Genomic DNA, 21437 nt, shown 5'->3' with positions numbered 1-21437 from the left:
TATGCTCAACCTTAAGCCTTGGGTCCTCAATATGAATAGAATCATGATTTTATTGGTTATCCATTTTTTATGAAAATTTGGTTAATCAAAATCTTAACCAGCACTAAACGATGGCAGTCGCTTGGCGAAAATAGCATGGGCATCAAAATCTTGGCTTTGCATTCTGGTTAATGTGTTGGTTAACACTTCATCGGCTGCATCTTCAATCCGCAGGATCTTCTCTGCTGCGACATAGTCGCTAAACGCTGTGCAGACTTGTTCAAACAAAGCTGTGATATCGCCAAAGGCCGGATGACTGAACTGCGGATTAGGCAAGCCCCTGAGGTCACGAAGCTTTAGCAGCATTAACGCCGTCAACGGTATGTATGATAGATGTCCATTGTGGAACTCAAAAAAACACTTTTTATCCCCGATGATCGCTTGTTCTACCTGATCATCGCAGAGGGTTTGCAGCATAGTGCTGATGAATTCGATATCCTGTGTATCCCAGTTATCTAAAAATGACGCATAGGAGAAAGGAGCTGTTTTTCGCAGTGTCACTTGCACTTCAGTGGTAAAAGGCGGCTCGATATGCCCCAGATAACGGCCATACAGCAGCACCAAAAAATCGCCAATAAAGCCATGGGAGCGAACAATCCAGCCCGAACGCCGCGCGGTTGCATCAGCGTGGTACAGCTCGTCCGCCTCGCGTTTAAGCCCAGCTAACAGCATCAGCACAAGCCGAAACACGCTGATTGTAGACCACATAGCGTTTGCTATCCCGCCAGTTTTTTCTAGCGATGAGCAATATTTATAGTAATCAATGGCGGTTGCAAAATAACCGTAAGCAAGCGAGCACATAAGCGGCTTAGGCTCAAGCAAGCCCGATTCAATATAGGTAAGTTGGGCTACATAGCCCCAATGACACTCGGGTACACCAAACTCAGCTCCAAATAATTCCCACTGGCGAAAATCCTCATCAAACTCACGATATTGTTTCACTCTCTCGAAACCATCTGTCATCCCACTGTCGATATAATCGGTCAGTAAATACTGGTCATATTCAAAGACGTTTTTGGCATAATCGCGCATATGTTTACGACTGCGACTGCGCTTATTGAGAAACTTGGCTAACATCTTGAGCATCCTTATTATTTAGGCTGCGGCAAGTTTACCGCAACGGCGCTAAATATCACTATCTGTAGCACTTTTGAAGCAAGCATTAAGCGACTCCGTTGTAGCGATGGTGAACACACATTCGCCAGCAAAGAACCTTGCTAACATATGGTGTTATCAGTTTAATGCGCGACATTGTTCATTATTGAATATGCTGGGATGGGGAGGAAACCGCACTCTTGCGTTGGCGACCATCGGAAAAAGGGACTTTTTCGTTGAGCCCCCAAGGATGGGTTTACGGCGTGTCGCCAGAGCATTAGTGCTGTTTATGGCGATAAGCTCTCAAAAAGTACCTAGACTGCAAAAGCTCACAGAAAACAAGGTTTGTAGTGAACAAGCTGGTGGTGAATTTTACTCATGGTTCTCCGCTTCGTGGGGAGAACAAAAGCAACGAGGCCCAGAATCATTTTTTGGGCCTTGTTGGTATCGTAAAACGTCGGTTAACGCTCAAAATTCTTTAGGTTAAAGCTTCAAACTAACTTGAGTTTCAACCTTAGCCGCTATACGTTACTTGCGCATTTTAGAGAACGCTTAAAACACCATTTCTGGTACATGCTCTGGCACGATTAATTTGCCGGCGGTTTTGCTGACGATTTCTTCTACGCTGACGCCTGGCGCGCGCTCTAGTAGATGGAAAGCGCCATCTTTGATTTCGATAAAGGCTAAATCTGTGACGACGCGTTTAATGCAGCCGTAACCTGTTAGCGGCAATTCGCACACGGGTAGCAGCTTAGAATTGCCGTATTTATCGGCGTGCATCATAGTCACGATAATGTTTTCGGCGCCCGCGACTAAATCCATCGCGCCGCCCATGCCTTTGATGAGTTTGCCGGGGATCATCCATGAGGCGATAGAGCCGTTCACATCGACTTCAAAGGCGCCGAGCACGGTTAAGTCCACATGGCCGCCACGGATCATGGCAAAGCTTTCCGCCGATGAGAAAAACGAGGCGCCTTTGACTGCGGTAACGGTTTGTTTGCCCGCATTGATTAAATCGGGATCTATGGTGTCTTCGGTGGGGAATTCACCCATGCCGAGTAGGCCGTTTTCTGATTGCAGCATGACTTCCATGCCTTCGGGAATGTAGTTGGCCACCAGTGTTGGAATGCCAATGCCGAGGTTAACGTAGTAGCCATCTTTTAATTCTTTGGCGACGCGCTGAGCCAGTTGTTCTCTTGATAATGCCATGATATCTATCCTTTCTATTTGGCTTTGACGCTTTGGTCTTTATTCTTAGGTTTTTACCCTTAGTTTTAACTTTAGGGAGCTAAGTGCCAATTGCGTTAACTGTGTTTTAAGGTTTTGCCAGCGCCTTTTATTTCGCGGCTTTTACCGTGCGTTGCTCGATACGTTTCTCGAACGTGCCTTGAATAACGCGGTCAACATAGATGCCCGGCGTGTGGATATGATCTGGGTCTAGCTCACCCGGCTCAACAATAAACTCGGCTTCAACCACAGTGATTTTGCCCGCGGTCGCCATCATAGGGTTAAAGTTGGCGGCGGTTTTACGGAACACCAAATTACCCATGGTATCGGCTTTCCATGCACGCACTAAGGCAAAATCTGCGGTCAGCGATTCTTCTAACACGTAATGGCGACCTTTGATTTCGCGGGTTTCTTTACCATCAGCGACTGGCGTGCCGTAGCCCGTCGCGGTGAAAAATGCCGGAATACCTGCGCCGCCAGCGCGGATTTTTTCCGCTAACGTGCCTTGGGGAGTCAAAATCACGTTCAGTTCGCCAGAGAGCATTTGTTGCTCGAAAGTGGCGTTTTCGCCCACGTAAGAGGCGATCATAGTGGCGATTTGGCGATGTTTTAACAGTAATCCGAGACCGAAATCATCAACGCCAGCGTTGTTTGATATCGCCGTTAAGCCGTTAACGCCCATCTTAACCATTTGATTGATTAAGCCTTCTGGAATGCCGCACAGGCCGAAGCCGCCGACCATAATGGTCATGTCGTCCGATAAGCCTGCTAACGCTTCTTCATAGCTGCTGACGACTTTATTGAGTCCTGCCATTGTGATGTCCTTTTATGCTTTATAAAACGCGCTGCGAATGACGCGCGTCTTTAATAACGGTTGTTGGTGTCGTTAATTATTTTTGTTCTATTTTGCTAACAGGGCGGTGGCCACTTTTGAACCGTTGTTGCGATTCAACTGTGTGCTGATAGCTTGCCCTGCTAACGCGAGTTTTTGTAAATCGATACCCGTTTCGAATCCCATGCCGTGCAGCATATACACTAAGTCTTCGGTGGCAAGATTGCCCGATGCGCCTTTGGCATAAGGGCAACCGCCAAGACCCGCAACTGAGGAGTCAAACACCCGCACACCTAAGTCTAAGCAGGCCAAAATGTTGGCTAATGCTTGGCCATAGGTGTCGTGAAAGTGTAGCGCCAGTTTATCCATAGGCACACGTTCAGCCACAGTTTGCAGCATTCTACGGGCTTTTTGCGGCGTGCCGATACCGATAGTGTCACCGAGCGATATTTCGTAACAGCCCATTTTGTAAAGGATTTCAGACACACGGGCCACTTCACTGACCGCTATCTCACCTTCGTAGGGGCAGCCGAGCACGCAAGACACATAACCGCGCACCGGAATATTGTGTTTTTTTGCTAATTCCATCAAAGGGATAAAGCGTTCAATCGACTCTTCTATCGAGCAGTTGATATTGCGCTGACTAAAGCTTTGTGAGGCGGCGCCAAATATTGCCACCTCACTCGCTTTTGCATCCAGTGCCAGTTCAAAGCCTTTGACGTTGGGTGTGAGCGCGCTATACACCACGTCGCTTTGACGCTGTATTTGCTTGAGCACATCGGCAGAATCGGCCATTTGTGGCACCCATTTAGGTGACACAAAGCTGCCTGCTTCGATACGCTTAAGCCCCGCACCTGCCAGCGATTCAATCAAGGCGATTTTAGCTGCCGTCGGCACTGCGACTTCGTTTTGCAGGCCGTCGCGTGCGCCCATCTCGAAAATGCTGACCCTGTCTTTGGCGTTCGCTGCTTGGCTTAGATTGGCTAACGACATCTTAGGCTTCCTTGATCGCGGTTGGCTCGTCTGTCTCTAACGGCTCTACATTGAGCAAGGTTGCGCCATCGGTCACTAGCTCGCCCGCCTTAAAGTAGAACTCAGTGACGATACCGTCAAAGGGGGCTTCGATGGTGTATTCCATCTTCATGGCTTCCATCACCAGCAAACCTTGGCCCGCTTTAACTTGTGTGCCGATATCGACTAAATGGGTCACTACCGTGCCGTTCATGGGCGCTTTTAACTTGTCAGCATTGCTGGCTTGTTCTTCGACCACGAGTGTTTGCACCGCTTTAAAGTGGTAACTGCCAGAGGATAAAAACAGCGTAAAGTCATCACCTTGGGCACTAACGGGCACTTTACTCTTATGGCCGTTGATTTCTGCGAGCAGTAAATCTTGTTTCAGCTCGCCATTTAGCAACCAATCTTGTCCGTGCAGCGGTAGCTGATACATGCCGCCTAAATCGAGCATCACTAACTGCTGCAATTCATGGGCATCATCGAGCAGGGCAATATTGTGCTGGCTGCAGCTGTTGAGTCTAAAGCCGCTGACTTGACCCCAAGGCGAGTAAGGATCGGCGCTGTTGACAGCTTGCGCTTTGGCGGCTTCTTTACGGGCAAGCACTTGATACAGCGCGGCAAAGGCAAGGGCAGTGTCAGCTTCGCTTGAAGCTGTGCCAATTAAGGTATCGCCATAACGGCCAATAAAGTCAGTGCTAAAGTCGGCATTGGCAAACGCTGGGTGTTCGGCAATGTTCGCTAAAAACTCAATGTTGTGCTTAAGACCGCTGATTTGATACGACTCTAAGGCATGCACTAAACGTTGCAGGGCGCGCGGGCGCGATTCATCCCAGACGATAAGCTTGGCAATCATAGGATCGTAGAAGTTACTGATCACATCGTTTTCACGAATGCCCGAATCGATACGCACGTATTTGCTTTGTTCGGGTTCACGTAAAAAGTTGAGCTTACCGCTGGCGGGTAAAAACTCATTTTGCGGATCTTCGGCATAAATACGCACTTCAAAGGAGTGGCCGTGAATACGCACTTCATCTTGCTTAAGGGGGAGTGGCTGACCACTGGCGACCATTAACTGCCATTTTACTAAGTCTTGGCCTGTGACCATTTCGGTGACGGGATGCTCAACCTGCAGACGAGTGTTCATCTCCATAAAATAGAAGCTATTGTCTGTGTCGAGCAGAAACTCTACTGTTCCCGCGCCAACATAATCGATGGCTTTGGCTGCCGCGACGGCCGCTTCACCCATTTGGGCACGCAGTGCATCGCTTAAACCGGGGGCTGGCGCTTCTTCGACCACTTTTTGGTGGCGACGTTGAATCGAGCAATCGCGATCCGATAAATAAATCGCGTTGCCAAAGGTGTCGGCAAACACTTGCACTTCGACATGGCGCGGTTGGCGTAAATAACGCTCCATCAATAATTTATCGTTACCAAAAGAAGAGGCCGCTTCACGGCGCGCTGAGTTAACGGCTTCCATGATTTCGCCTTCATTCTCGACGATTCGCATGCCTTTACCGCCGCCGCCATAAGCCGCTTTAATCAGCATAGGGAAGCCGATTTTCAGTGCCTCCGCTTTTAAGGTCGCATCGGTTTGGTCATCGCCGTGATAACCCGGCACTAAGGGCACATTTGCCGCAGTCATAATAGATTTAGCGGCGCTTTTGCTGCCCATGGCATCGATAGCATCACTGCCTGGGCCAACAAAGGCGATGCCAGCGGCTTCACATTTACGGGCAAAGTCGGCATTTTCAGACAAGAAACCATAACCTGGGTGAATCGCTTGTGCGCCCGCTTTTTTGGCGATGTCGATAATCAAATCGCCCTTTAAATAGGAGTCTGCCGGCGCGCTGCCGCCTAAATAGAAGGATTCGTCGGCCATGGCGACATGGCGCGCTTCTTTATCGGCATCGGAATATAGGGCAACGGTGCGAACACCCATGGCATGGGCGGTTTTGATGATGCGACAGGCGATTTCACCGCGGTTAGCAATCAATAGCTTGGTAAACATGTGCTTGGTTAACATCAAAGGGCTCCTTGGGTATCACTTGGCTTTTGCATTGGCGTAGGAGAGGGGGCGGAGTGCGCTTGTTGCCAGTTTGGCTGACGTTTCTCAAAAAAGGCATTTAAGCCTTCTTGGCCCTCGGTTGATACCCGAATGCGGGCGATACGCTCGCTAGTGTAATCAATGGTGTTTTGGTCTATCACGCCATCTTCAAGGCGTGATAATAAGGTTTTTACCCATGCCATGCCTTGCGGACTATTGGCAAGTAGCGCATCAATCATAGGCTTTGCGGCGGCGTCTAAGTCATCGCTTATCTCATGGACGACATTAAGTTTTAATGCAGTTTCTGCACTAAAACGCTCGGCGGTCAGCATGTAGCGGCGCGATGCGCGGTTACCCATAGCGCGGGCAACGTAAGGGCTAATCACCGCAGGAATTAATCCAAGTTTTACTTCGCTCAAACAAAAACTGGCGCGCGTTGTGGCGATAGCGATATCGCTGGCGCAAATCAGCCCCAGTGCGCCGCCAAAGGCTGCACCTTGCACTAATGCAATGGTGGGTTTTGGAAAGGTATCTAAATCCTGCATCAGTTTTGCTAAGGCTTTGGCATCCGTTAGGTTTTGCTCAAAATCCATTTGGGCTTGCTTGCGCATCCAATTGAGATCGGCGCCGGCGCTGAAGTTTTTGCCGTTCGCTTTAAGCACCAGCACTTGGCAATCCTTATGCTCAGCAAAATAGCCAAGGACGCTAATCATCTCGCTAATCATCACTTCATCGAAGGCGTTGTGTACTTCTGCACGGTTAAGGATTAACTCGGCAACGCCGTCATTGAGTGAGTAACTCACGTGCTGCAAGTTGCTTAATTCCTGTGGCGTTATTGGTAAATTTGTCATAACTGTTTCCCTATCTTATTGATTTGCTGTGTATACGTATGGTTTACATACGGAACACACCAAAGCGGGTGTCTTCGATAGGGGCATTTAATGCCGCCGATAGCGCAAGGCCGACCACATCGCGGGTTTGCGCTGGGTCAATAATGCCGTCATCCCATAAACGGGCGCTGGCATGATACGGATGACCTTCTTTATCGTACTGGGCGACAATTGGCGCTTTAAAGGCTTTTTCATCCTCAAGTGACCATTCTTCACCTTTACGGGCTAAACCGTCGCGGCGCACTGTGGCAAGAACGCCTGCGGCTTGCTCTCCGCCCATCACAGAAATACGGGCGTTAGGCCACATCCACATCATGGTCGGTTCGAACGCGCGGCCACACATGCCGTAGTTACCCGCGCCGTAGCTGCCGCCGATAATCACAGTAAATTTAGGCACATTGGCACAAGACACCGCGGTTACCATTTTGGCACCGTGTTTGGCTATGCCTTCGTGTTCGTACTTTTTACCCACCATAAAGCCGGTGATATTTTGTAGGAACAGCAGCGGAATTTTGCGCTGGCAGCACAGTTCAATAAAGTGCGCGCCTTTTTGCGCCGACTCCGAGAACAGAATGCCGTTGTTGGCGACAATGCCGACGGGGTAGCCGTGAATACGGGCAAAACCGCACACTAAGGTTGCGCCATAGTTGGCTTTAAACTCATCAAAATCAGAATCATCGACGATACGGGCGATCACTTCTTTAACATCAAAGGGCTTTTTCAAGTCGGTGCCGACAATGCCGTACAGTTCGCTAATGTCGAACTTCGGTGGTTTGACAGGACTTAAGAGTGATTTGATTTCTTTTTGATGATTCAGGCGTGATACCGCGCGGCGGGCAAGCTCTAACGCGTGCTCATCGTTTTGGGCTAAATGATCCGCTACGCCGGAAATTTTAGTGTGCACTTCGGCGCCGCCTAACTCTTCGGCGCTGACTTCTTCACCTGTGGCCGCTTTGACTAATGGTGGGCCGGCTAAGAAGATAGTGCCTTGATCTTTTACGATAATCGATTCATCCGCCATGGCTGGCACATAAGCGCCGCCTGCGGTACATAAACCCATCACCACCGCAATTTGCGGAATGCCTTTTGCCGACATTTGCGCTTGATTGTAAAAGATGCGGCCGAAATGGTCGCGGTCGGGGAAGACTTCATCTTGGCGGGGCAGGTTAGCGCCGCCCGAGTCGACTAAATAGATACAAGGCAAGTGACAACGGCTGGCAATATCTTGGGCGCGAAGGTGTTTTTTAACGGTAATCGGGTAGTAAGTGCCGCCTTTAACTGTAGCGTCGTTGGCGATGATCATGCATTCGACACCACTCACACGGCCGATACCAGCGATAATGCCCGCTGCGGGCACTTCCTCGTCATAGACTTCAAACGCCGCAAATTGCGATAGCTCTAAAAAGGGCGAGCCCGCATCGAGCAGCTTTTCAACCCGTTGACGTGGCAATAATTTACCGCGGGATAAATGACGCTCCAGCGCCACAGGGCCGCCGCCGAGTTCGATTTTATTGAGTTTAGTTTTGAGATCGGCCACTAGGGCGGCCATATCGTCTGATTTTGCTTTAAATTCATCGCTACGGGCGTTGATACGACTGCTTAATTGCGTCACTTTGATTGTCCTTATAAAGCGGAAACTCGGTATCACCTTGCTCGAATGGGTGGCGCAAACTGTAAGTTACAGTGAGGTGCTACCCATTCACTTGTGAGAGATTATTTGAACACGCGTTATTTCGACTCATTGAACAGTTCGCGGCCAATTAGCATGCGGCGAATTTCTGAGGTGCCGGCGCCGATTTCATACAGCTTGGCATCACGCAGTAAGCGGCCAGTGGCGTATTCGTTGACATAGCCATTGCCGCCTAGCAGTTGAATGGCATCCAGTGCCATTTTGGTGGCGAGTTCTGCGCTATAAAGAATGGCGCCTGCGGCATCTTTACGGGTGGTTTCACCGCGATCGCAGGATTTTGCCACGTTATAGACATAGGATTTGGCGGCATTCATACCTGTGTACATGTCGGCTAACTTGCCTTGCACTAGTTGGAATTCACCGATGGATTTGCCAAATTGCTCACGCTCGTGGATGTAAGGCACAACGATATCCATACAGGCATTCATGATCCCCAGCGGGCCGCCAGAAAGCACGACGCGCTCGTAATCTAGGCCGCTCATCAGCACTTTTACGCCGTTATTGAGGCCGCCTAAAATGTTTTCTTCTGGTACTTCTACATCTTCAAACACCAGTTCGCAGGTGTTAGAGCCACGCATGCCGAGTTTGTCGAGCTTTTGCGCTTGGCTAAAACCTTTCGAATCACGCTCAACGATAAAGGCGGTAATACCGTGTGCGCCTTTGGTTAAGTCGGTTTTCGCATAAATCACATAGGTGTGCGCATCGGGACCGTTAGTGATCCACATCTTGTTGCCGTTTAAGATGAATCGGTCGCCTTCTTTGCGGGCATGTAGTTTCATTGAAACCACGTCAGAACCCGCGTTTGGCTCACTCATGGCCAGTGCACCAATATGCTCACCGCTCACCAGTTTTGGCAGGTACTTGGCTTTTTGCGCTGCATTACCGTTACGGTTGATTTGATTGACACACAGGTTTGAGTGGGCGCCATAACTTAGGCCGATAGAGGCCGATGCTCGGGAGATTTCTTCCATCGCCACGACGTGGGCAAGGTAGCCCATGTTCGCGCCGCCAAACTCTTCGGGTACGGTTACGCCGAGCAGTCCCATTCCTCCTAGCACAGGCCAAAGTTCATTGGGGAAGGCGTTGTCGTGATCCACTTTCGCGGCAATTGGAGCGATTTCATTCGCGGCAAAATCCTGCACTGCATCGCGCAGCATATCGACGTCTTCGCCTAGGCCAAAATTCAGACTTGTGTAGAGAGAGTTCATTGCTTGTGTCCTTTCAGATGTTCTAATTTCAGATTGTTATAGTTTTTATGATTTTTAGGTGCTTGAGTCTTTTAAATCTTGTACTTAAATCCGTAGTCGTTATCGCTATCAAATTGATTTGATTTTGTGTCAACGGGGATTTAGGCTTTTGCCGTTTTGTTATCTTCTAAGGCTAAACGGCACTGCTGCTCGGCGGAATTGAGTTCCATCAATACGACTTTGATGTCGTCCATTTGCTGTTGTAGTGCGGACTTCTTTTCTTCCACTAGCGCTAGCATGGTATTGAGCTGTGAGGTGCTGCTCTTGTCGGCATCGTATAATTCGAACAAGCGACGGGTTTCTGCCAAAGAAAAGCCCAAGCGTTTACCGCGAAGAATGAGCTTGAGACGTACCCTGTCTTTGAGGCTATAAATACGGGTTTGGCCGCGGCGTTTAGGTTTAAGCAAACCTTGGTCTTCGTAAAAACGAATACTACGAGTAGTGATATCAAACTCTTTTGAGAGATCACTGATCGAGTAAGTCGTTTGTGGTGTGTTCGTTGCGCTCATTCATGCACCCTAAATAATCAGTTTTAAGCAAGATATATGAAGTTTACGTAAAGGTAAAGATTTTGGCTTTTATTCTGTTGGCAAAAAAGTGTCAATCCCAATTGCCATAAGCCTGTGCAGCGAGATTAAAACGTATGCTTTAAATTAGTGTTCTCACATAAAACCACAAATATCTTCTGGTTATAGGCTAACGTCTAATAGTGGGCTTTAGACCTCCTTGCTAATAATAGAAGCAGGAAGGGGTAGTTATTGCGGCTGACGATGTGAGTCGCAGTCCTGATTGGAGGACATATGTTGACCGAACAGCAAAATGCATCTGTAGCGCAAGCCACAAATCAAAAACAGAACCAACAAAAACATCAAGCGTTGCACCAAGCATCCTTGCTTAATAAAGCCGAATTTTGGGGAGAAGCGGCGAAAACGCTCGATTGGATTAAGCCGGCGCAAACTGTGCTCGATGAATCGCAGGCGCCGTTTTATCATTGGTTCGCCGATGGTGAGATGAACACTTGTTATAACGCCGTTGATCGCCATGTGCTGGCTGGACGTGGTGATCAAGTGGCTATCCAATATGTGAGCCCTGTTACTGATACTGAATACGGCATTAGCTACGGGGAGTTACAGGCTCAAGTGAGCCGACTCGCGGGCTTTATGCAATCTATTGGTATAGGGAAGGGCGACCGTGTGGTGATTTATATGCCTATGGTGCCTGAAACCGCCTTCGCTATGCTGGCCTGTGCCCGCATAGGTGCGATTCATTCGGTGGTTTTTGGTGGCTTTGCTGCCAATGAGCTCGCGACTCGGATCAATGATGCTAAGCCTAAATTGGTCTTGTCGGCATCTTGCGGCATTGAGCCTTCGGGCGTGATCCCTTACAAGCCTCTGTTAGATAAAGCGTTAGCTCAGTCAGTACATCAGGTTGATCACTGCCTAATTTTGAATCGTAGCCAGTATCAGGCCGATTTATTTGAGGGCCGTGACTTAGATTGGCAAGCCGCATTAGCAACTGCACCTAAGGCCGATTGTGTCGCCCTCAAGGCTACCGATCCCTTGTATGTGCTTTATACCTCAGGCACCACGGGTCAGCCTAAAGGTGTGGTACGCGATAATGGTGGCCATGCCGTGGCTCTGGCTTGGTCGATGCAGCATATTTACGATATTCAAGCGGGTGATGTGTTTTGGGCTGCGTCCGATGTGGGTTGGGTTGTGGGTCATTCTTACATAGTGTACGGACCGCTGCTGGTGGGCGCTACAACCTTAATGTATGAAGGCAAACCTGTGGGAACGCCAGACCCCGGCGCATTTTGGCGCACGATTGCCAAATATAAGGTCAAAAGTTTCTTCACCGCGCCTACGGCTATTCGCGCAATCAAGCGTGAAGATCCTGATGGTGAATATCTACAAGGTGTTGATTTAGCTTGTCTTAAAAATGTTTTTTTGGCGGGGGAACGTTGCGATCCCGATACCTTAGTTTGGGCACACACAAAACTTGCTAAACCTGTTATTGATCACTGGTGGCAAACCGAAACGGGCTGGCCTGTCGCGGCAAACTTGATGGGTACAGCACCGGTTACCATTAAACCGGGTTCGCCAGCTTTACCTGTGCCGGGTTATGCGGTTGAAGTGCTAGACGAATTGGGTGAGCAAGTTGCGCCCAATACTTCGGGAAATGTGGTGATTAAATTGCCTCTACCGCCGGGAACCTTAACGACACTGTGGCAAAATGATCAACGCTATCAAGATAGTTACTTGTCTATGTATCCAGGTTATTACTTAACTGGCGATGCGGGTTATACCGATGAAGACGGCTATCTCTACATTATGAGTCGTATCGATGACATCATAAATGTAGCGGGACACAGGCTATCGACGGGGCGCTTCGAAGAAGTGTTATGTCAACACCCTGATGTGGCCGAAGCCGCGGTAATTGGGGTAGATGATGCGCTTAAGGGCCAAGTTCCCCTCGGATTAGTGGTACTCAAGAAAGGCGTGACGATTAGTGATGAAGAGCTGCATAAACAGTTAATAACCCTGGTACGCCAAGAAATTGGTCCCGTCGCCTCCTTTAGGTTAGTGAGTGCGATTCAAAAATTACCTAAAACGCGCTCGGGTAAAATTTTACGCGGTACTATGCGAAAAATTGCCGATAATCAGCAATATACCGCGCCAGCGACCATAGAAGATCCACAGACCTTAGAGTTAGTGCGTACCGCGCTCACTCGCATGGGTTATGCCGATGCTTTAGTGTAAGAAATAGAGCGTAAAGGCTTTTATAGGAAGAGTGTAAAGGTCTTATAGAGAGTTGAAATATTAAGGCGATAGTAAACTGACCAAGCTTGCTATCGCCTTTTTGCGCATGGTATTTCTTATTTCGGCAAAATCAAAGATTGAAATTTTCACCTCAAATTTGCTAGTCTTGCATTCTCATCACGTACAGTTATCACAGCACAGCTGTCACGTACTGTTATCACGTACAGCTATATCACCTACAGTTTTACTGTAATCAAATGGCTTAGGGACGACCCTAAATACGCCTAATCTAACATGGGGACGACCCCTTTATGGGAGTTCACTATGAGTTGGTTCTTATTAGTTCTTGCGGGTTTATTTGAAATTGGTTGGGCTATAGGGCTTAAATATACCGACGGTTTTACGCGTTTGTGGCCAAGTATCTTTACAGTGGCGTCGATGGCAGTGAGTGTGTTGCTACTAGGACTCGCGGTTAAGCATTTGCCTATTGGTACGGCTTATGGCGTGTGGGTCGGCATAGGTGCTATGGGCACCGCAATTGCGGGAATTATCCTGTTAGGAGAAGGCGTTAGCTTACTTAAAATCGCCAGTTTGATACTTATATTACTGGGTGTTTTAGGGCTTAAACTTGCCCATTAATTGACGGTTCTACTAGGGCGTGTTGACGTTTTGAGATTAAATTTTGTTCGTCTGGCAAGCTCGTTATCACGAAACGAGGAGTGGCGTGTAGTTATTCTACTCAAATGACGAGTGACAAAGAGCAAGAGCTTGCCAGACGAACCCTTCGGGTAGCGTTTGGCCAGCGTTTCTGCTGCGTTATCGCCCGTTTATGTAGAATAACTACACTGCACGGGCTTTGCCTTGCATAAAAGCCAGCCAACTCGCTGCAAAAATAACCCTGAAACGTCAACACGCCCTGGATAAAATGAGACCTAAACGATTGGTACTTTCGGCACAATCGAAATTGACAATCGTATGTCTCTGGTAATTAAGTTACAAAGATCGGTATAATTACCCCTCAAAATTGGTTAGCTCTAACCTCTGTGACCCGTGGGAATAATATAATGCAAAACCACAGCAATCTTAATGATATCGGCGTAATTGGCCTTGGTGTTATGGGTAAAAACCTCGCGCTAAACATCGCAGATAACCAATATCACGTCAGCGCGTTTGACCTCGATCCTGTTAAAGTTAATGGTGTTATACAGCAAGAAAAACAGGAACGTGCTGGACTCGAATCTCGCATTCTTGGCTGTGCTAATCTTACCGAAATGTTAGCCAGTCTCACAAAACCCCGTATTCTTGTGCTTTCTGTTCCCGCGGGTGCACCCGTCGATGGTGTCTGTAGTGCTTTGATTTCTGCCGGAATTGAGTCCGATGATATTGTGATCGATACTGGTAACAGCCTATGGACTGACACTGTTGAGCGTGAAGCGCGCTACAAAGGTCAGTTTGTATTTTTCAGCTCTGCAGTTTCGGGCGGTGAAGTCGGTGCGCGTTTCGGCCCCTCACTTATGCCTAGCGGCGATATCGATGCATGGCACCATGTTGCGCCGATTTGGAAAGCGATTGCCGCTAAGGTTGATGCGAGTACAGGTTTACCCATAGAGCGCTTTGAGCCGGGTAATCCAGTGACAGAAGGCGAGCCATGCACGACTTATATTGGTCCTGCGGGTTCTGGCCATTATGTGAAGATGGTGCATAACGGTATTGAATACGCTGACATGCAGTTGATTTGCGAAGCCTATCAAATGCTGCATGACGGTTTAGGCATGAGCGCTGCAGAAGTGGGCGATGTGTTTGAACGCTGGAACAAAGGTAGTTTAAACAGCTATTTGATGGGGATCAGTGCCGAAGTCTTAAAACAAGCCGATCCATTAACGGGTAAACCGCTGGTGGAAATGATCTTAGATAAAGCGGGCCAAAAAGGCACGGGTTTGTGGACGGCCGTGAGCAGTTTACAAATTGGCTGTCCCGCGCCGACGATTGCTGAAGCTGTGTATGCGCGCGCCGTAAGTACCCAAAAATCCTTACGTCTACAACTCAGCCAGAAATTGGCTGGGCCAAATGCACCTGTTATCGATGACGCACAAAAAGCACTGTTGATTGAAGCCCTTGAAAGCGCGTTATATTGCGCGAAAGTGTGTTGTTACGCCCAAGGCTTCCAGTTGATGGCGATGACGGCTCATGAACAAAAATGGCAGTTAGACTTTGCTGAAATTGCAAAAATTTGGCGTGCGGGTTGTATTATTCGCGCGACTTTCTTGCAATCAATCACTCAAGCCTATGAAGACAAATCTGATCTTAGCAATCTGTTGATGGCGGACAGTTTTGCGTCTGCCTTGTCTGAAAAGCAAGGCCTATGGCGTACCGCAGTCGCGACTGCGGTGATGCAAGGCATTCCAGCACCGTGTATTAGCTCGGCTCTGGCGTATTACGACAGTTACCGTTGCGAAACATTACCGGCAAACTTGCTCCAAGGTCAGCGTGACTTTTTCGGTTCCCATACCTTTGAGCGTATCGATACCCCAGCAGGCGAGAAATATCACTTAGATTGGAGCGCCAAAGAGCGCACCTTAGCTAAGGTTTAAATCTAAGGTTTAGCCTGTTATTGAAATGAAAGACGCCCCTTATCGAGGGGCGTTTTTGTTTATGGCCGATGACTTTATAAGGGCATATAACTTAGTTACTTCACCTTATTTAAAGCCACTAAAACCAAACCTGAAGCTTGAAGTCTTAAGCATTCAGCTCAATGAAAAGGCGATCAGCTTTTGCCAGAGTGCTTGGGCGACGGGGCCTAAAGGTGAGTGGGGTTTTCGCATCACATAGTAATCGAGTTGAATATTGTTTTGCCTTTCACGCAGATCCAGTGCAATCAATGCACCTTGTTTGAGTGAATCTTCAATCATATAGTGCGGCAGCTTGCCCCAGCCCATACCACTTTGAATAAGCATTTTTTTGGTGTAAAAATCATTAACATACCAACGTCGTTGCCCCGCCTGTACCCCAAACTCAATATTCGCAGTGCCTGAGCCTGTATCTTGGATCACGATTTGGTATTCATTAACGAGCTCTCGTGCGTAGATCAGTGTCGGATGACGCTCAAGCATGCGCGGCGCGGCAACATCGAGAAGGCTACCGGAAAAAAGATAGGCTAATTCTAAATGGCTCGAACGTATGGGCTCAATTCCGCCTGCGGAGATGATGATTTCAGCTTTATCTTGATTCAGCGCTTCGAGTGCACCAGTTAAAAACTCTTGTTTGAGAATAATTTGGGTATAGGGAAACTCATTTTGAGTCAGCTCTAAAATCGGCAAAATTCGAGCGAGATTGAAAGAGGCTTCAAAAGCTAAGGTGATGCTTGCTTCGTTACCTTTGGCTAAATGCTTCGCTACTTGCTTCATTTCTTGCGCTTCATTCAGTACCCGCAGGGTATGTTGCAGCAGTTTTCGACCTTGCTCAGTGATGGCGAGTCGATAACCTTCGCGATTAAACAGTATAAGATCGAGTTGGGATTCTAACTGTTTGATACTTTGGCTAATGGCGGGTTGGGTTTTATGTAGCTTGTCACTAGCAGCTTTGAGTGAGCCCGCCTCAGCCACGGTTTTAAACATCAGCAGTTGGTCTAAGGTCACTGGGATTGCTCGCAAGTCATAAATTATTAGTTTATGAGATATTAGATTTTATTCCATATTTATTTATCTTTTATCGGCTCATAATTGATTCCATTCTCGCTCGTCGTCTGCGAATTTATGCCCAAGACTGACGGCAAATATCACGTTTAATGGGGTGTGTGCGATGCGATTTTCAAACTTATGTGATACTAAGGGTTCAAGTATCAATGGCTTAGTTGAAGAGGTTGATACACAGAAGTTATTCCTTTGTGCCAATACACTCAATCGCGCCGCTGCAACCGTCACATTGGCGATGAGCATAGTGTTTTTCATCTCGGGATTTGCCAAGTTATTTGGCGTGTCTATGTTCCATGTTCCGTTCACATTAATGAATCTTCCCACTGGTTTTGGTTATTTTATTGGTTTGATGGAAGTGATTGGTGCCCTTGGATTGTGTCTACGTGACTACCGAGTGCTATCGGCGAGCGGTTTACTGGCGATTATGCTGGGGGCGATTTATTTCCACTTTAACTATGAAGCGCCGATTAATGCACTGCCGGCATTGAGCTTATCGGCAGGACTCTTTCTGATTATTAAACTCGATGAAATTATTGAGCGTTTAGTGCGATTTCAGCGGCAGTTGGTGCAGAGTCGTTCCGCATTTTAAGCATGCATTGAAGTGTTGTGTAGAACAGTGAGTTAAGTGAGAAATGCTGAGTTTAAAGCCAGTAGTACAGATATAAGTTAATCAACACGAGAGGATTATGATGCAAGTTAACGCGAGTCGTATGCCTGTGCTATTTGTGCCCCATGGTGGTGGCCCTATGCCTTTGCTCAATGATGTTAATCATAGGGAGTTGCGTGCATTTTTAACTTCAGTAACAGCGCCAATGCCAACTCCGAAGGCGATTGTGTTGATCACTGCCCATTGGGAAGAATCTGTGGTGGCTTTGTCGAGTAGCCCAAAGCCAAGTATTTTGTATGATTACTATGGATTTCCACCTGAGGCTTATCAGCTGACATATCCTGCACCCGGTGAGCCAGAATTAGCCGTACAGATTGCGAATATGCTCGCGGATAAGGGCATCGCCGCCCGCTTAGATAGCGAACGCGCATTTGATCACGGTACCTTTGTACCACTTAAGTTAATGTATCCTGAGGCGAATATTCCTGTGGTGCAGATGTCGTTAGTCCACAGCCTCGATCCTAAAACCCATATAGCGATTGGGGAGGCTTTAGCGCCGCTGCGGGACCAAGGGGTGTTGATCGTGGGGTCTGGCATGTCGTTTCACAATATGCGGGCTTTTTTCTCAAGCGATCTCACAGTGCAAAGCCGCAGTGCAGAATTTGATCATTGGTTGACGCAAACTTTAACGGCAAGTGTTAGTTTTGCCGAGGTAAAAACAGCATTAACTCATTGGCAATCAGCCCCTGAAGCGCGTTTTAGTCATCCGCGGGAAGAACATTTATTACCGCTACACGTGTGTTTTGGTGCAGGCCATAATGGTTCATCCCATGCCGAACGCAACTTTAATGGTATTTTGTTAAACACGCTGATCTCTGGTTATATCTGGCAATAAATGGGGTAGGATTTCCCTCGTCGATAATAAGCCAAATTGAAGTCGTGCTGCGGCCAATAAAAAAGGTTCGTATCTATCGAAGATATGAACCTTTTTATATTCAGCATTGAGCTGTGGTGTAGCATTAGCTTAGCGGATTTACTCTTATGCGGTAAACACTAAACCCACGCTAAACAAGGTACTGAAAATCATGGTTAACTTAGCTGTGCGGCCGAGTAACGGATTTAAGGCTTCACCAGAAACTGCATAAAAATCGCTACTGAGTTTGCGGGCAATAAGCAGAGATAATCCCGCAAGTAGTACTGGTAAACCGGGTAAAATACCGAATAAAAAGCCAGCGATGACTAAGCCAAAGGGCAAATAGATTAAGGCTTGATAAAGCACTTTTGCCTGAGCTTCGCCAATACGTACCGCTAGAGTATGCTTGCCCGCTTGGGTGTCGGTACGGATGTCGCGAGTGTTATTCACCAACATAATCGCAGCGTTAAATAAGCCAATCGCACAGCCTAATAACCACGCATTAATAGTCGTATCGCCCGCCTGCAGATAATAACTGCCCACCACTGCAACTAAGCCAAAAAAGACAAATGCCGCTACTTCACCGAGCCCATGGGAGGCGAGGGGATAGGGGCCACCACTGTAGCCAAGAGCACCTAAAATAGCGGCTGCGGCGAGAATGGCGATGGGCCAGCCTCCGTGCCAAATCAGATATGATCCCACGGCAAGCGCCATTAAGAGACAAAATATCATGGCATTGCGAACGCTTGTTGGTGAAATTAAACCACTTTGAGTCACGCGAACGGGCCCTAAGCGCTCGTCTGTATCTATGCCGTTTTTAAAATCAAAATAGTCGTTAGCGAGGTTGACGGCGATTTGTAATAAGACAGCACACAACATTGAAGTGGCAGCGATTAACCAGCTGTAACTCTCAAGATGCAGGGCGAGAATGTTGCCTATCAGTAGGGGACCTATGGCCGCGGGTAGCGTACGGGGTCTTATTGCTAAAATCCAAGGATTCATGGCGTCCAGTCGTTATTGGTAAATGGAAATGGTACCGAGCAAGGGCTCAATTAGCGCATAGCATAACAAGATTTAACACGAAAGTGAGCACTATCTAATAAACGCATTTAACAGAGTTTGAATTGGCGCACATATGTTCACTGATGCAGGATGAGATTTGTCGTTAAGTTCAAAGAAAATCAAAAAAGTCTGTGTTTCCATAGTTAATGTTTATGGAGGCTTTGTGCTGTCCATGACATAGGCATAACGCTAAATACTCTGTTTAGTAGATAGCATAGGCGGTTGCTACCCTATGCTCGTTATTTTTTGCCGCTACAACAATGCCGATAAGGACATATTTGGATGCGTTTTGACAATCAGGTGGCATTAGTCACTGGGGCTGCGGCTGGGTTAGGTCGAGCGTATGCCATCATGTTGGCTGAACGGGGGGCAAAAGTGATACTCGTCGACCAGCCGTTATCGTCTTATGAGTCAATTTCCACCGACGGCGCTCAGACGAGCCAAGCTAACTTAGAATTAATGCAGACCTATTGCAGCATTATTAAACTCGGTGGAGATTGCATTTATTTTGTGCTTGATGTGAGTCAGCGAAATGAAGTGAATAGCATGATTGAAGAGGTGATCCTACGCTGGCATCGCATTGATATCTTGATCAATAACGCGGGCGTTTATGGTGCTTGTCCCTTTGAGCACATTAAACTTGAGCAGTGGCAACGGCAATTGGATGTCGATCTCAATGGCAGCTTTTATCTCACTCAAGCTGTTTGGCCTTATATGCAACAACAGCATTTTGGCCGGATAATGATGACAACGGGAGCCTCGGCCTTGTTCGGTGACTTGCACCAAGTTGGTTTTAGTGCAAGCAAGATGGCGCTGGTCGGCATGGTGAATAGCTTATCATTAGAAGGTGAAATCCATAATATTCGAGTCAATAGTTTATGCCCTCAGGCCGTAACTGCGATGACGGCCAAACATTTAGCGAGTGCGATTCAGCCGCTATTTTCCTTTGAATCATTAACTGCTACTACGGCTTTCTTGGTGAGTGAACAGGCGCCAAATGGTCAACATCTACTCGCCGGAGCGGGCAGTGTTAGCCACGGCATGTTTGTCGAATTTCAGCCTATGTATTTTAATGAAGGTCTTTTTACGCCAGATAACCTCGCGCAGCAGTGGCCACAGTTACACCAATCCTTCCCCGTGACTTTGCACTCCTGTGGAGAGGATAAAGTGTTGTCTTGGTCTAAGTTAAGTGCGCTAGAACATCACATTAAAATCGATTGATTCATCATGCTTGTATTTGAACTAAGCCTGCATCTATAGCGATTTAAATGCAGTAAGTGGCTCAATAAAGCCGTAAATGCTAACCACAATAAATAACATAGACACTCCAGCGTGCCTGGTTTAATTCCTCACCGTTGGAGTGATGATTTGATTGTGAATAATCGATAGAAGACTGGTCAGCTTAAGGCTAACTGAGTTACCCTTTAAGATTAATTGCTAATTACGCAGTAGGATCCCATGAGTCAGGTATTAGACGATCTTTTATCATTACTTTCCCTTGAGCAAATTGAAATTGGTCTCTTTCGTGGTCAAAGCCAAGATCTGGGTTTTGGGCATGTGTTTGGTGGTCAAGTGATGGGCCAAGCACTGAGCGCCGCAAAACAGACAGTAGCTGTTGAGCGTAAGATCCATTCATTACACTCCTACTTTTTACGTGCAGGTGACGAGAAGTTGCCGATTGTTTATGAAGTAGAAAATATGCGTGATGGCGGTAGTTTTAGCGCTCGTCGGGTTAGTGCTATTCAAAAAGGTCGCCCTATTTTTCATATGACCTGCTCCTTCCAAGAACCCGAGGAAGGCTTTAGTCATCAAGCCGCTATGCCGCAAGTGCCCGGACCTGAAGGTTTGTTGAATCAGCAGGAATTGGCGCTGACGATGCGGGATAAAGTACCGCCGAGCATACTTGAAAAGTTTATGGCCGATGCGCCAATTGAGATGCGATTGGTCAATCCACTGCACCCTTTTGCGCCTAAAGAAACCGAGCCGTACCGTTATGTTTGGATGAGGGCTAATGGTCCTATGCCAAATGATGCCCATATCCATGAATATTTACTCGCCTATGCCTCAGACTTTAACTTTTTAGTCACGGCAGCTCAGCCCCACGGTGTATCCTTCTTAAGTCCTGGGGTACGAATGGCGACGATCGACCATGCGATGTGGTTCCACCGCCCGATTAATATGGGAGAGTGGTTGCTTTACAGTATCGATAGCCCTAATGCTAGCGGTGGCAGAGGTTACGTCAGAGGGCAGTTTTTCAATCAACAAGGCGAGTTAGTGGCTTCTTCTACCCAAGAAGGCCTGATACGCATGGTAAAAGGACGTTAGT

General features: G+C 47.7%; 19 protein-coding genes. 8 read left to right on the top strand and 11 right to left on the bottom strand.

Going from position 1 to position 21437, the window contains the following annotated elements:
* Positions 1–93: 93 nt before the first annotated feature.
* Positions 94–1116 carry a hypothetical protein gene (locus L5M10_RS13210; RefSeq protein ID WP_263255404.1) on the bottom strand — a complete coding sequence of 341 codons (1023 nt, stop codon included), beginning with the start codon at positions 1114–1116 and terminating at the stop codon, positions 94–96.
* A gap of 73 nt (positions 1117–1189) precedes the next feature.
* On the opposite strand from L5M10_RS13210, the gene L5M10_RS13205 reads away from it, so the two are divergent.
* Positions 1190–1621, top strand: coding sequence for a hypothetical protein (locus tag L5M10_RS13205; RefSeq protein ID WP_263255403.1), 432 nt, complete (start codon positions 1190–1192; stop codon positions 1619–1621).
* Between the two features lie 65 nt (positions 1622–1686).
* Here L5M10_RS13205 and L5M10_RS13200 read toward each other — a convergent pair whose 3' ends face one another.
* From L5M10_RS13200 to L5M10_RS13165, 8 genes are all read right to left on the bottom strand, one after another.
* Positions 1687–2343: a CoA transferase subunit B gene (locus L5M10_RS13200; RefSeq protein WP_105252045.1), complete on the bottom strand. Its 657-nt coding sequence runs from the start codon at positions 2341–2343 to the stop codon at positions 1687–1689.
* Positions 2344–2470: 127 nt separating this feature from the next.
* Complete coding sequence (locus L5M10_RS13195; RefSeq protein WP_105252046.1) at positions 2471–3175, bottom strand: CoA transferase subunit A; 705 nt, start codon at positions 3173–3175, stop codon at positions 2471–2473.
* 87 nt (positions 3176–3262) lie between these two features.
* Positions 3263–4186 (bottom strand): hydroxymethylglutaryl-CoA lyase, encoded by a 924-nt coding sequence (locus L5M10_RS13190; RefSeq protein WP_263255402.1) that lies wholly within the window; start codon positions 4184–4186, stop codon positions 3263–3265.
* 1 nt (position 4187) lies between these two features.
* Entirely contained in the window at positions 4188–6230 is a 2043-nt protein-coding gene (locus tag L5M10_RS13185) for an acetyl/propionyl/methylcrotonyl-CoA carboxylase subunit alpha (RefSeq protein ID WP_263255401.1), read from the bottom strand.
* On the bottom strand, positions 6230–7102 hold the full coding sequence (locus tag L5M10_RS13180; RefSeq protein WP_263173671.1) for an enoyl-CoA hydratase-related protein: 873 nt from the start codon (positions 7100–7102) through the stop codon (positions 6230–6232). The genes L5M10_RS13185 and L5M10_RS13180 overlap by 1 nt, the downstream gene beginning before the upstream one ends.
* Positions 7103–7145: 43 nt before the next feature.
* Positions 7146–8753 carry a carboxyl transferase domain-containing protein gene (locus tag L5M10_RS13175; protein ID WP_105252050.1) on the bottom strand — a complete coding sequence of 536 codons (1608 nt, stop codon included), beginning with the start codon at positions 8751–8753 and terminating at the stop codon, positions 7146–7148.
* 116 nt (positions 8754–8869) lie between these two features.
* The gene (locus tag L5M10_RS13170; protein WP_113940993.1) at positions 8870–10039 is read right to left on the bottom strand and encodes an isovaleryl-CoA dehydrogenase; all 1170 of its coding nucleotides are present in this window, start codon (positions 10037–10039) and stop codon (positions 8870–8872) included.
* Positions 10040–10179: 140 nt separating this feature from the next.
* Entirely contained in the window at positions 10180–10587 is a 408-nt protein-coding gene (locus tag L5M10_RS13165; RefSeq protein WP_006082318.1) for a MerR family transcriptional regulator, read from the bottom strand.
* A gap of 291 nt (positions 10588–10878) precedes the next feature.
* Here L5M10_RS13165 and L5M10_RS13160 point away from each other — a divergent pair, with 291 nt between their 5' ends.
* The 3 genes from L5M10_RS13160 to gndA all read left to right on the top strand — a co-directional run bounded on the left by L5M10_RS13160 (position 10879) and on the right by gndA (position 15428).
* Positions 10879–12837: a propionyl-CoA synthetase gene (locus tag L5M10_RS13160; protein ID WP_263255400.1), complete on the top strand. Its 1959-nt coding sequence runs from the start codon at positions 10879–10881 to the stop codon at positions 12835–12837.
* Positions 12838–13161: 324 nt separating this feature from the next.
* Positions 13162–13476, top strand: coding sequence for a quaternary ammonium compound efflux SMR transporter SugE (sugE, locus tag L5M10_RS13155; RefSeq protein WP_011789592.1), 315 nt, complete (start codon positions 13162–13164; stop codon positions 13474–13476).
* Positions 13477–13901: 425 nt separating this feature from the next.
* Positions 13902–15428 (top strand): NADP-dependent phosphogluconate dehydrogenase, encoded by a 1527-nt coding sequence (gndA, locus tag L5M10_RS13150; protein ID WP_113940995.1) that lies wholly within the window; start codon positions 13902–13904, stop codon positions 15426–15428.
* Positions 15429–15581: 153 nt separating this feature from the next.
* Here gndA and L5M10_RS13145 read toward each other — a convergent pair whose 3' ends face one another.
* Positions 15582–16472: a LysR family transcriptional regulator gene (locus tag L5M10_RS13145; protein ID WP_263255399.1), complete on the bottom strand. Its 891-nt coding sequence runs from the start codon at positions 16470–16472 to the stop codon at positions 15582–15584.
* Between the two features lie 163 nt (positions 16473–16635).
* On the opposite strand from L5M10_RS13145, the gene L5M10_RS13140 reads away from it, so the two are divergent.
* The gene (locus tag L5M10_RS13140; protein WP_263255398.1) at positions 16636–17118 is read left to right on the top strand and encodes a DoxX family protein; all 483 of its coding nucleotides are present in this window, start codon (positions 16636–16638) and stop codon (positions 17116–17118) included.
* 97 nt (positions 17119–17215) lie between these two features.
* On the top strand, positions 17216–18031 hold the full coding sequence (locus L5M10_RS13135) for a DODA-type extradiol aromatic ring-opening family dioxygenase (protein WP_219253331.1): 816 nt from the start codon (positions 17216–17218) through the stop codon (positions 18029–18031).
* A 144-nt stretch (positions 18032–18175) separates the two neighbouring features.
* Here the strand turns inward: L5M10_RS13135 and L5M10_RS13130 are convergent, their stop codons facing one another.
* A complete protein-coding gene (locus L5M10_RS13130; RefSeq protein WP_028761099.1) occupies positions 18176–19051 on the bottom strand; it encodes a 1,4-dihydroxy-2-naphthoate polyprenyltransferase in 876 nt (291 codons plus the stop codon).
* 342 nt (positions 19052–19393) lie between these two features.
* Here L5M10_RS13130 and L5M10_RS13125 point away from each other — a divergent pair, with 342 nt between their 5' ends.
* A complete protein-coding gene (locus L5M10_RS13125) occupies positions 19394–20332 on the top strand; it encodes an SDR family NAD(P)-dependent oxidoreductase (protein WP_028761098.1) in 939 nt (312 codons plus the stop codon).
* A 237-nt stretch (positions 20333–20569) separates the two neighbouring features.
* Positions 20570–21436, top strand: a complete 867-nt coding sequence (tesB, locus tag L5M10_RS13120; protein ID WP_263255397.1) for an acyl-CoA thioesterase II — start codon at positions 20570–20572, stop codon at positions 21434–21436.
* The last annotated feature ends 1 nt before the right edge of the window (position 21437 follow it).

This window comes from Shewanella sp. SM32 (genome assembly GCF_025654235.1).
In the GTDB taxonomy this organism is placed as follows: domain Bacteria; phylum Pseudomonadota; class Gammaproteobacteria; order Enterobacterales; family Shewanellaceae; genus Shewanella; species Shewanella oncorhynchi.
The sequence above is the reverse complement of the archived record's forward strand: the minus strand, read 5'-3'. Positions and strand labels throughout refer to the sequence as shown.

Coding starts and splice junctions, on each gene's coding strand:
- L5M10_RS13210 (WP_263255404.1), bottom strand. CDS start 1,116: ATGTTAGCCAAGTTTCTCAATAAGCGCAGTCGCAGTCGTAAACATATG.
- L5M10_RS13200 (WP_105252045.1), bottom strand. CDS start 2,343: ATGGCATTATCAAGAGAACAACTGGCTCAGCGCGTCGCCAAAGAATTA.
- L5M10_RS13195 (WP_105252046.1), bottom strand. CDS start 3,175: ATGGCAGGACTCAATAAAGTCGTCAGCAGCTATGAAGAAGCGTTAGCA.
- L5M10_RS13190 (WP_263255402.1), bottom strand. CDS start 4,186: ATGTCGTTAGCCAATCTAAGCCAAGCAGCGAACGCCAAAGACAGGGTC.
- L5M10_RS13185 (WP_263255401.1), bottom strand. CDS start 6,230: ATGTTAACCAAGCACATGTTTACCAAGCTATTGATTGCTAACCGCGGT.
- L5M10_RS13180 (WP_263173671.1), bottom strand. CDS start 7,102: ATGACAAATTTACCAATAACGCCACAGGAATTAAGCAACTTGCAGCAC.
- L5M10_RS13170 (WP_113940993.1), bottom strand. CDS start 10,039: ATGAACTCTCTCTACACAAGTCTGAATTTTGGCCTAGGCGAAGACGTC.
- L5M10_RS13165 (WP_006082318.1), bottom strand. CDS start 10,587: ATGAGCGCAACGAACACACCACAAACGACTTACTCGATCAGTGATCTC.
- L5M10_RS13160 (WP_263255400.1), top strand. CDS start 10,879: ATGTTGACCGAACAGCAAAATGCATCTGTAGCGCAAGCCACAAATCAA.
- sugE (WP_011789592.1), top strand. CDS start 13,162: ATGAGTTGGTTCTTATTAGTTCTTGCGGGTTTATTTGAAATTGGTTGG.
- gndA (WP_113940995.1), top strand. CDS start 13,902: ATGCAAAACCACAGCAATCTTAATGATATCGGCGTAATTGGCCTTGGT.
- L5M10_RS13140 (WP_263255398.1), top strand. CDS start 16,636: ATGCGATTTTCAAACTTATGTGATACTAAGGGTTCAAGTATCAATGGC.
- L5M10_RS13135 (WP_219253331.1), top strand. CDS start 17,216: ATGATGCAAGTTAACGCGAGTCGTATGCCTGTGCTATTTGTGCCCCAT.
- L5M10_RS13130 (WP_028761099.1), bottom strand. CDS start 19,051: ATGAATCCTTGGATTTTAGCAATAAGACCCCGTACGCTACCCGCGGCC.
- L5M10_RS13125 (WP_028761098.1), top strand. CDS start 19,394: ATGCGTTTTGACAATCAGGTGGCATTAGTCACTGGGGCTGCGGCTGGG.
- tesB (WP_263255397.1), top strand. CDS start 20,570: ATGAGTCAGGTATTAGACGATCTTTTATCATTACTTTCCCTTGAGCAA.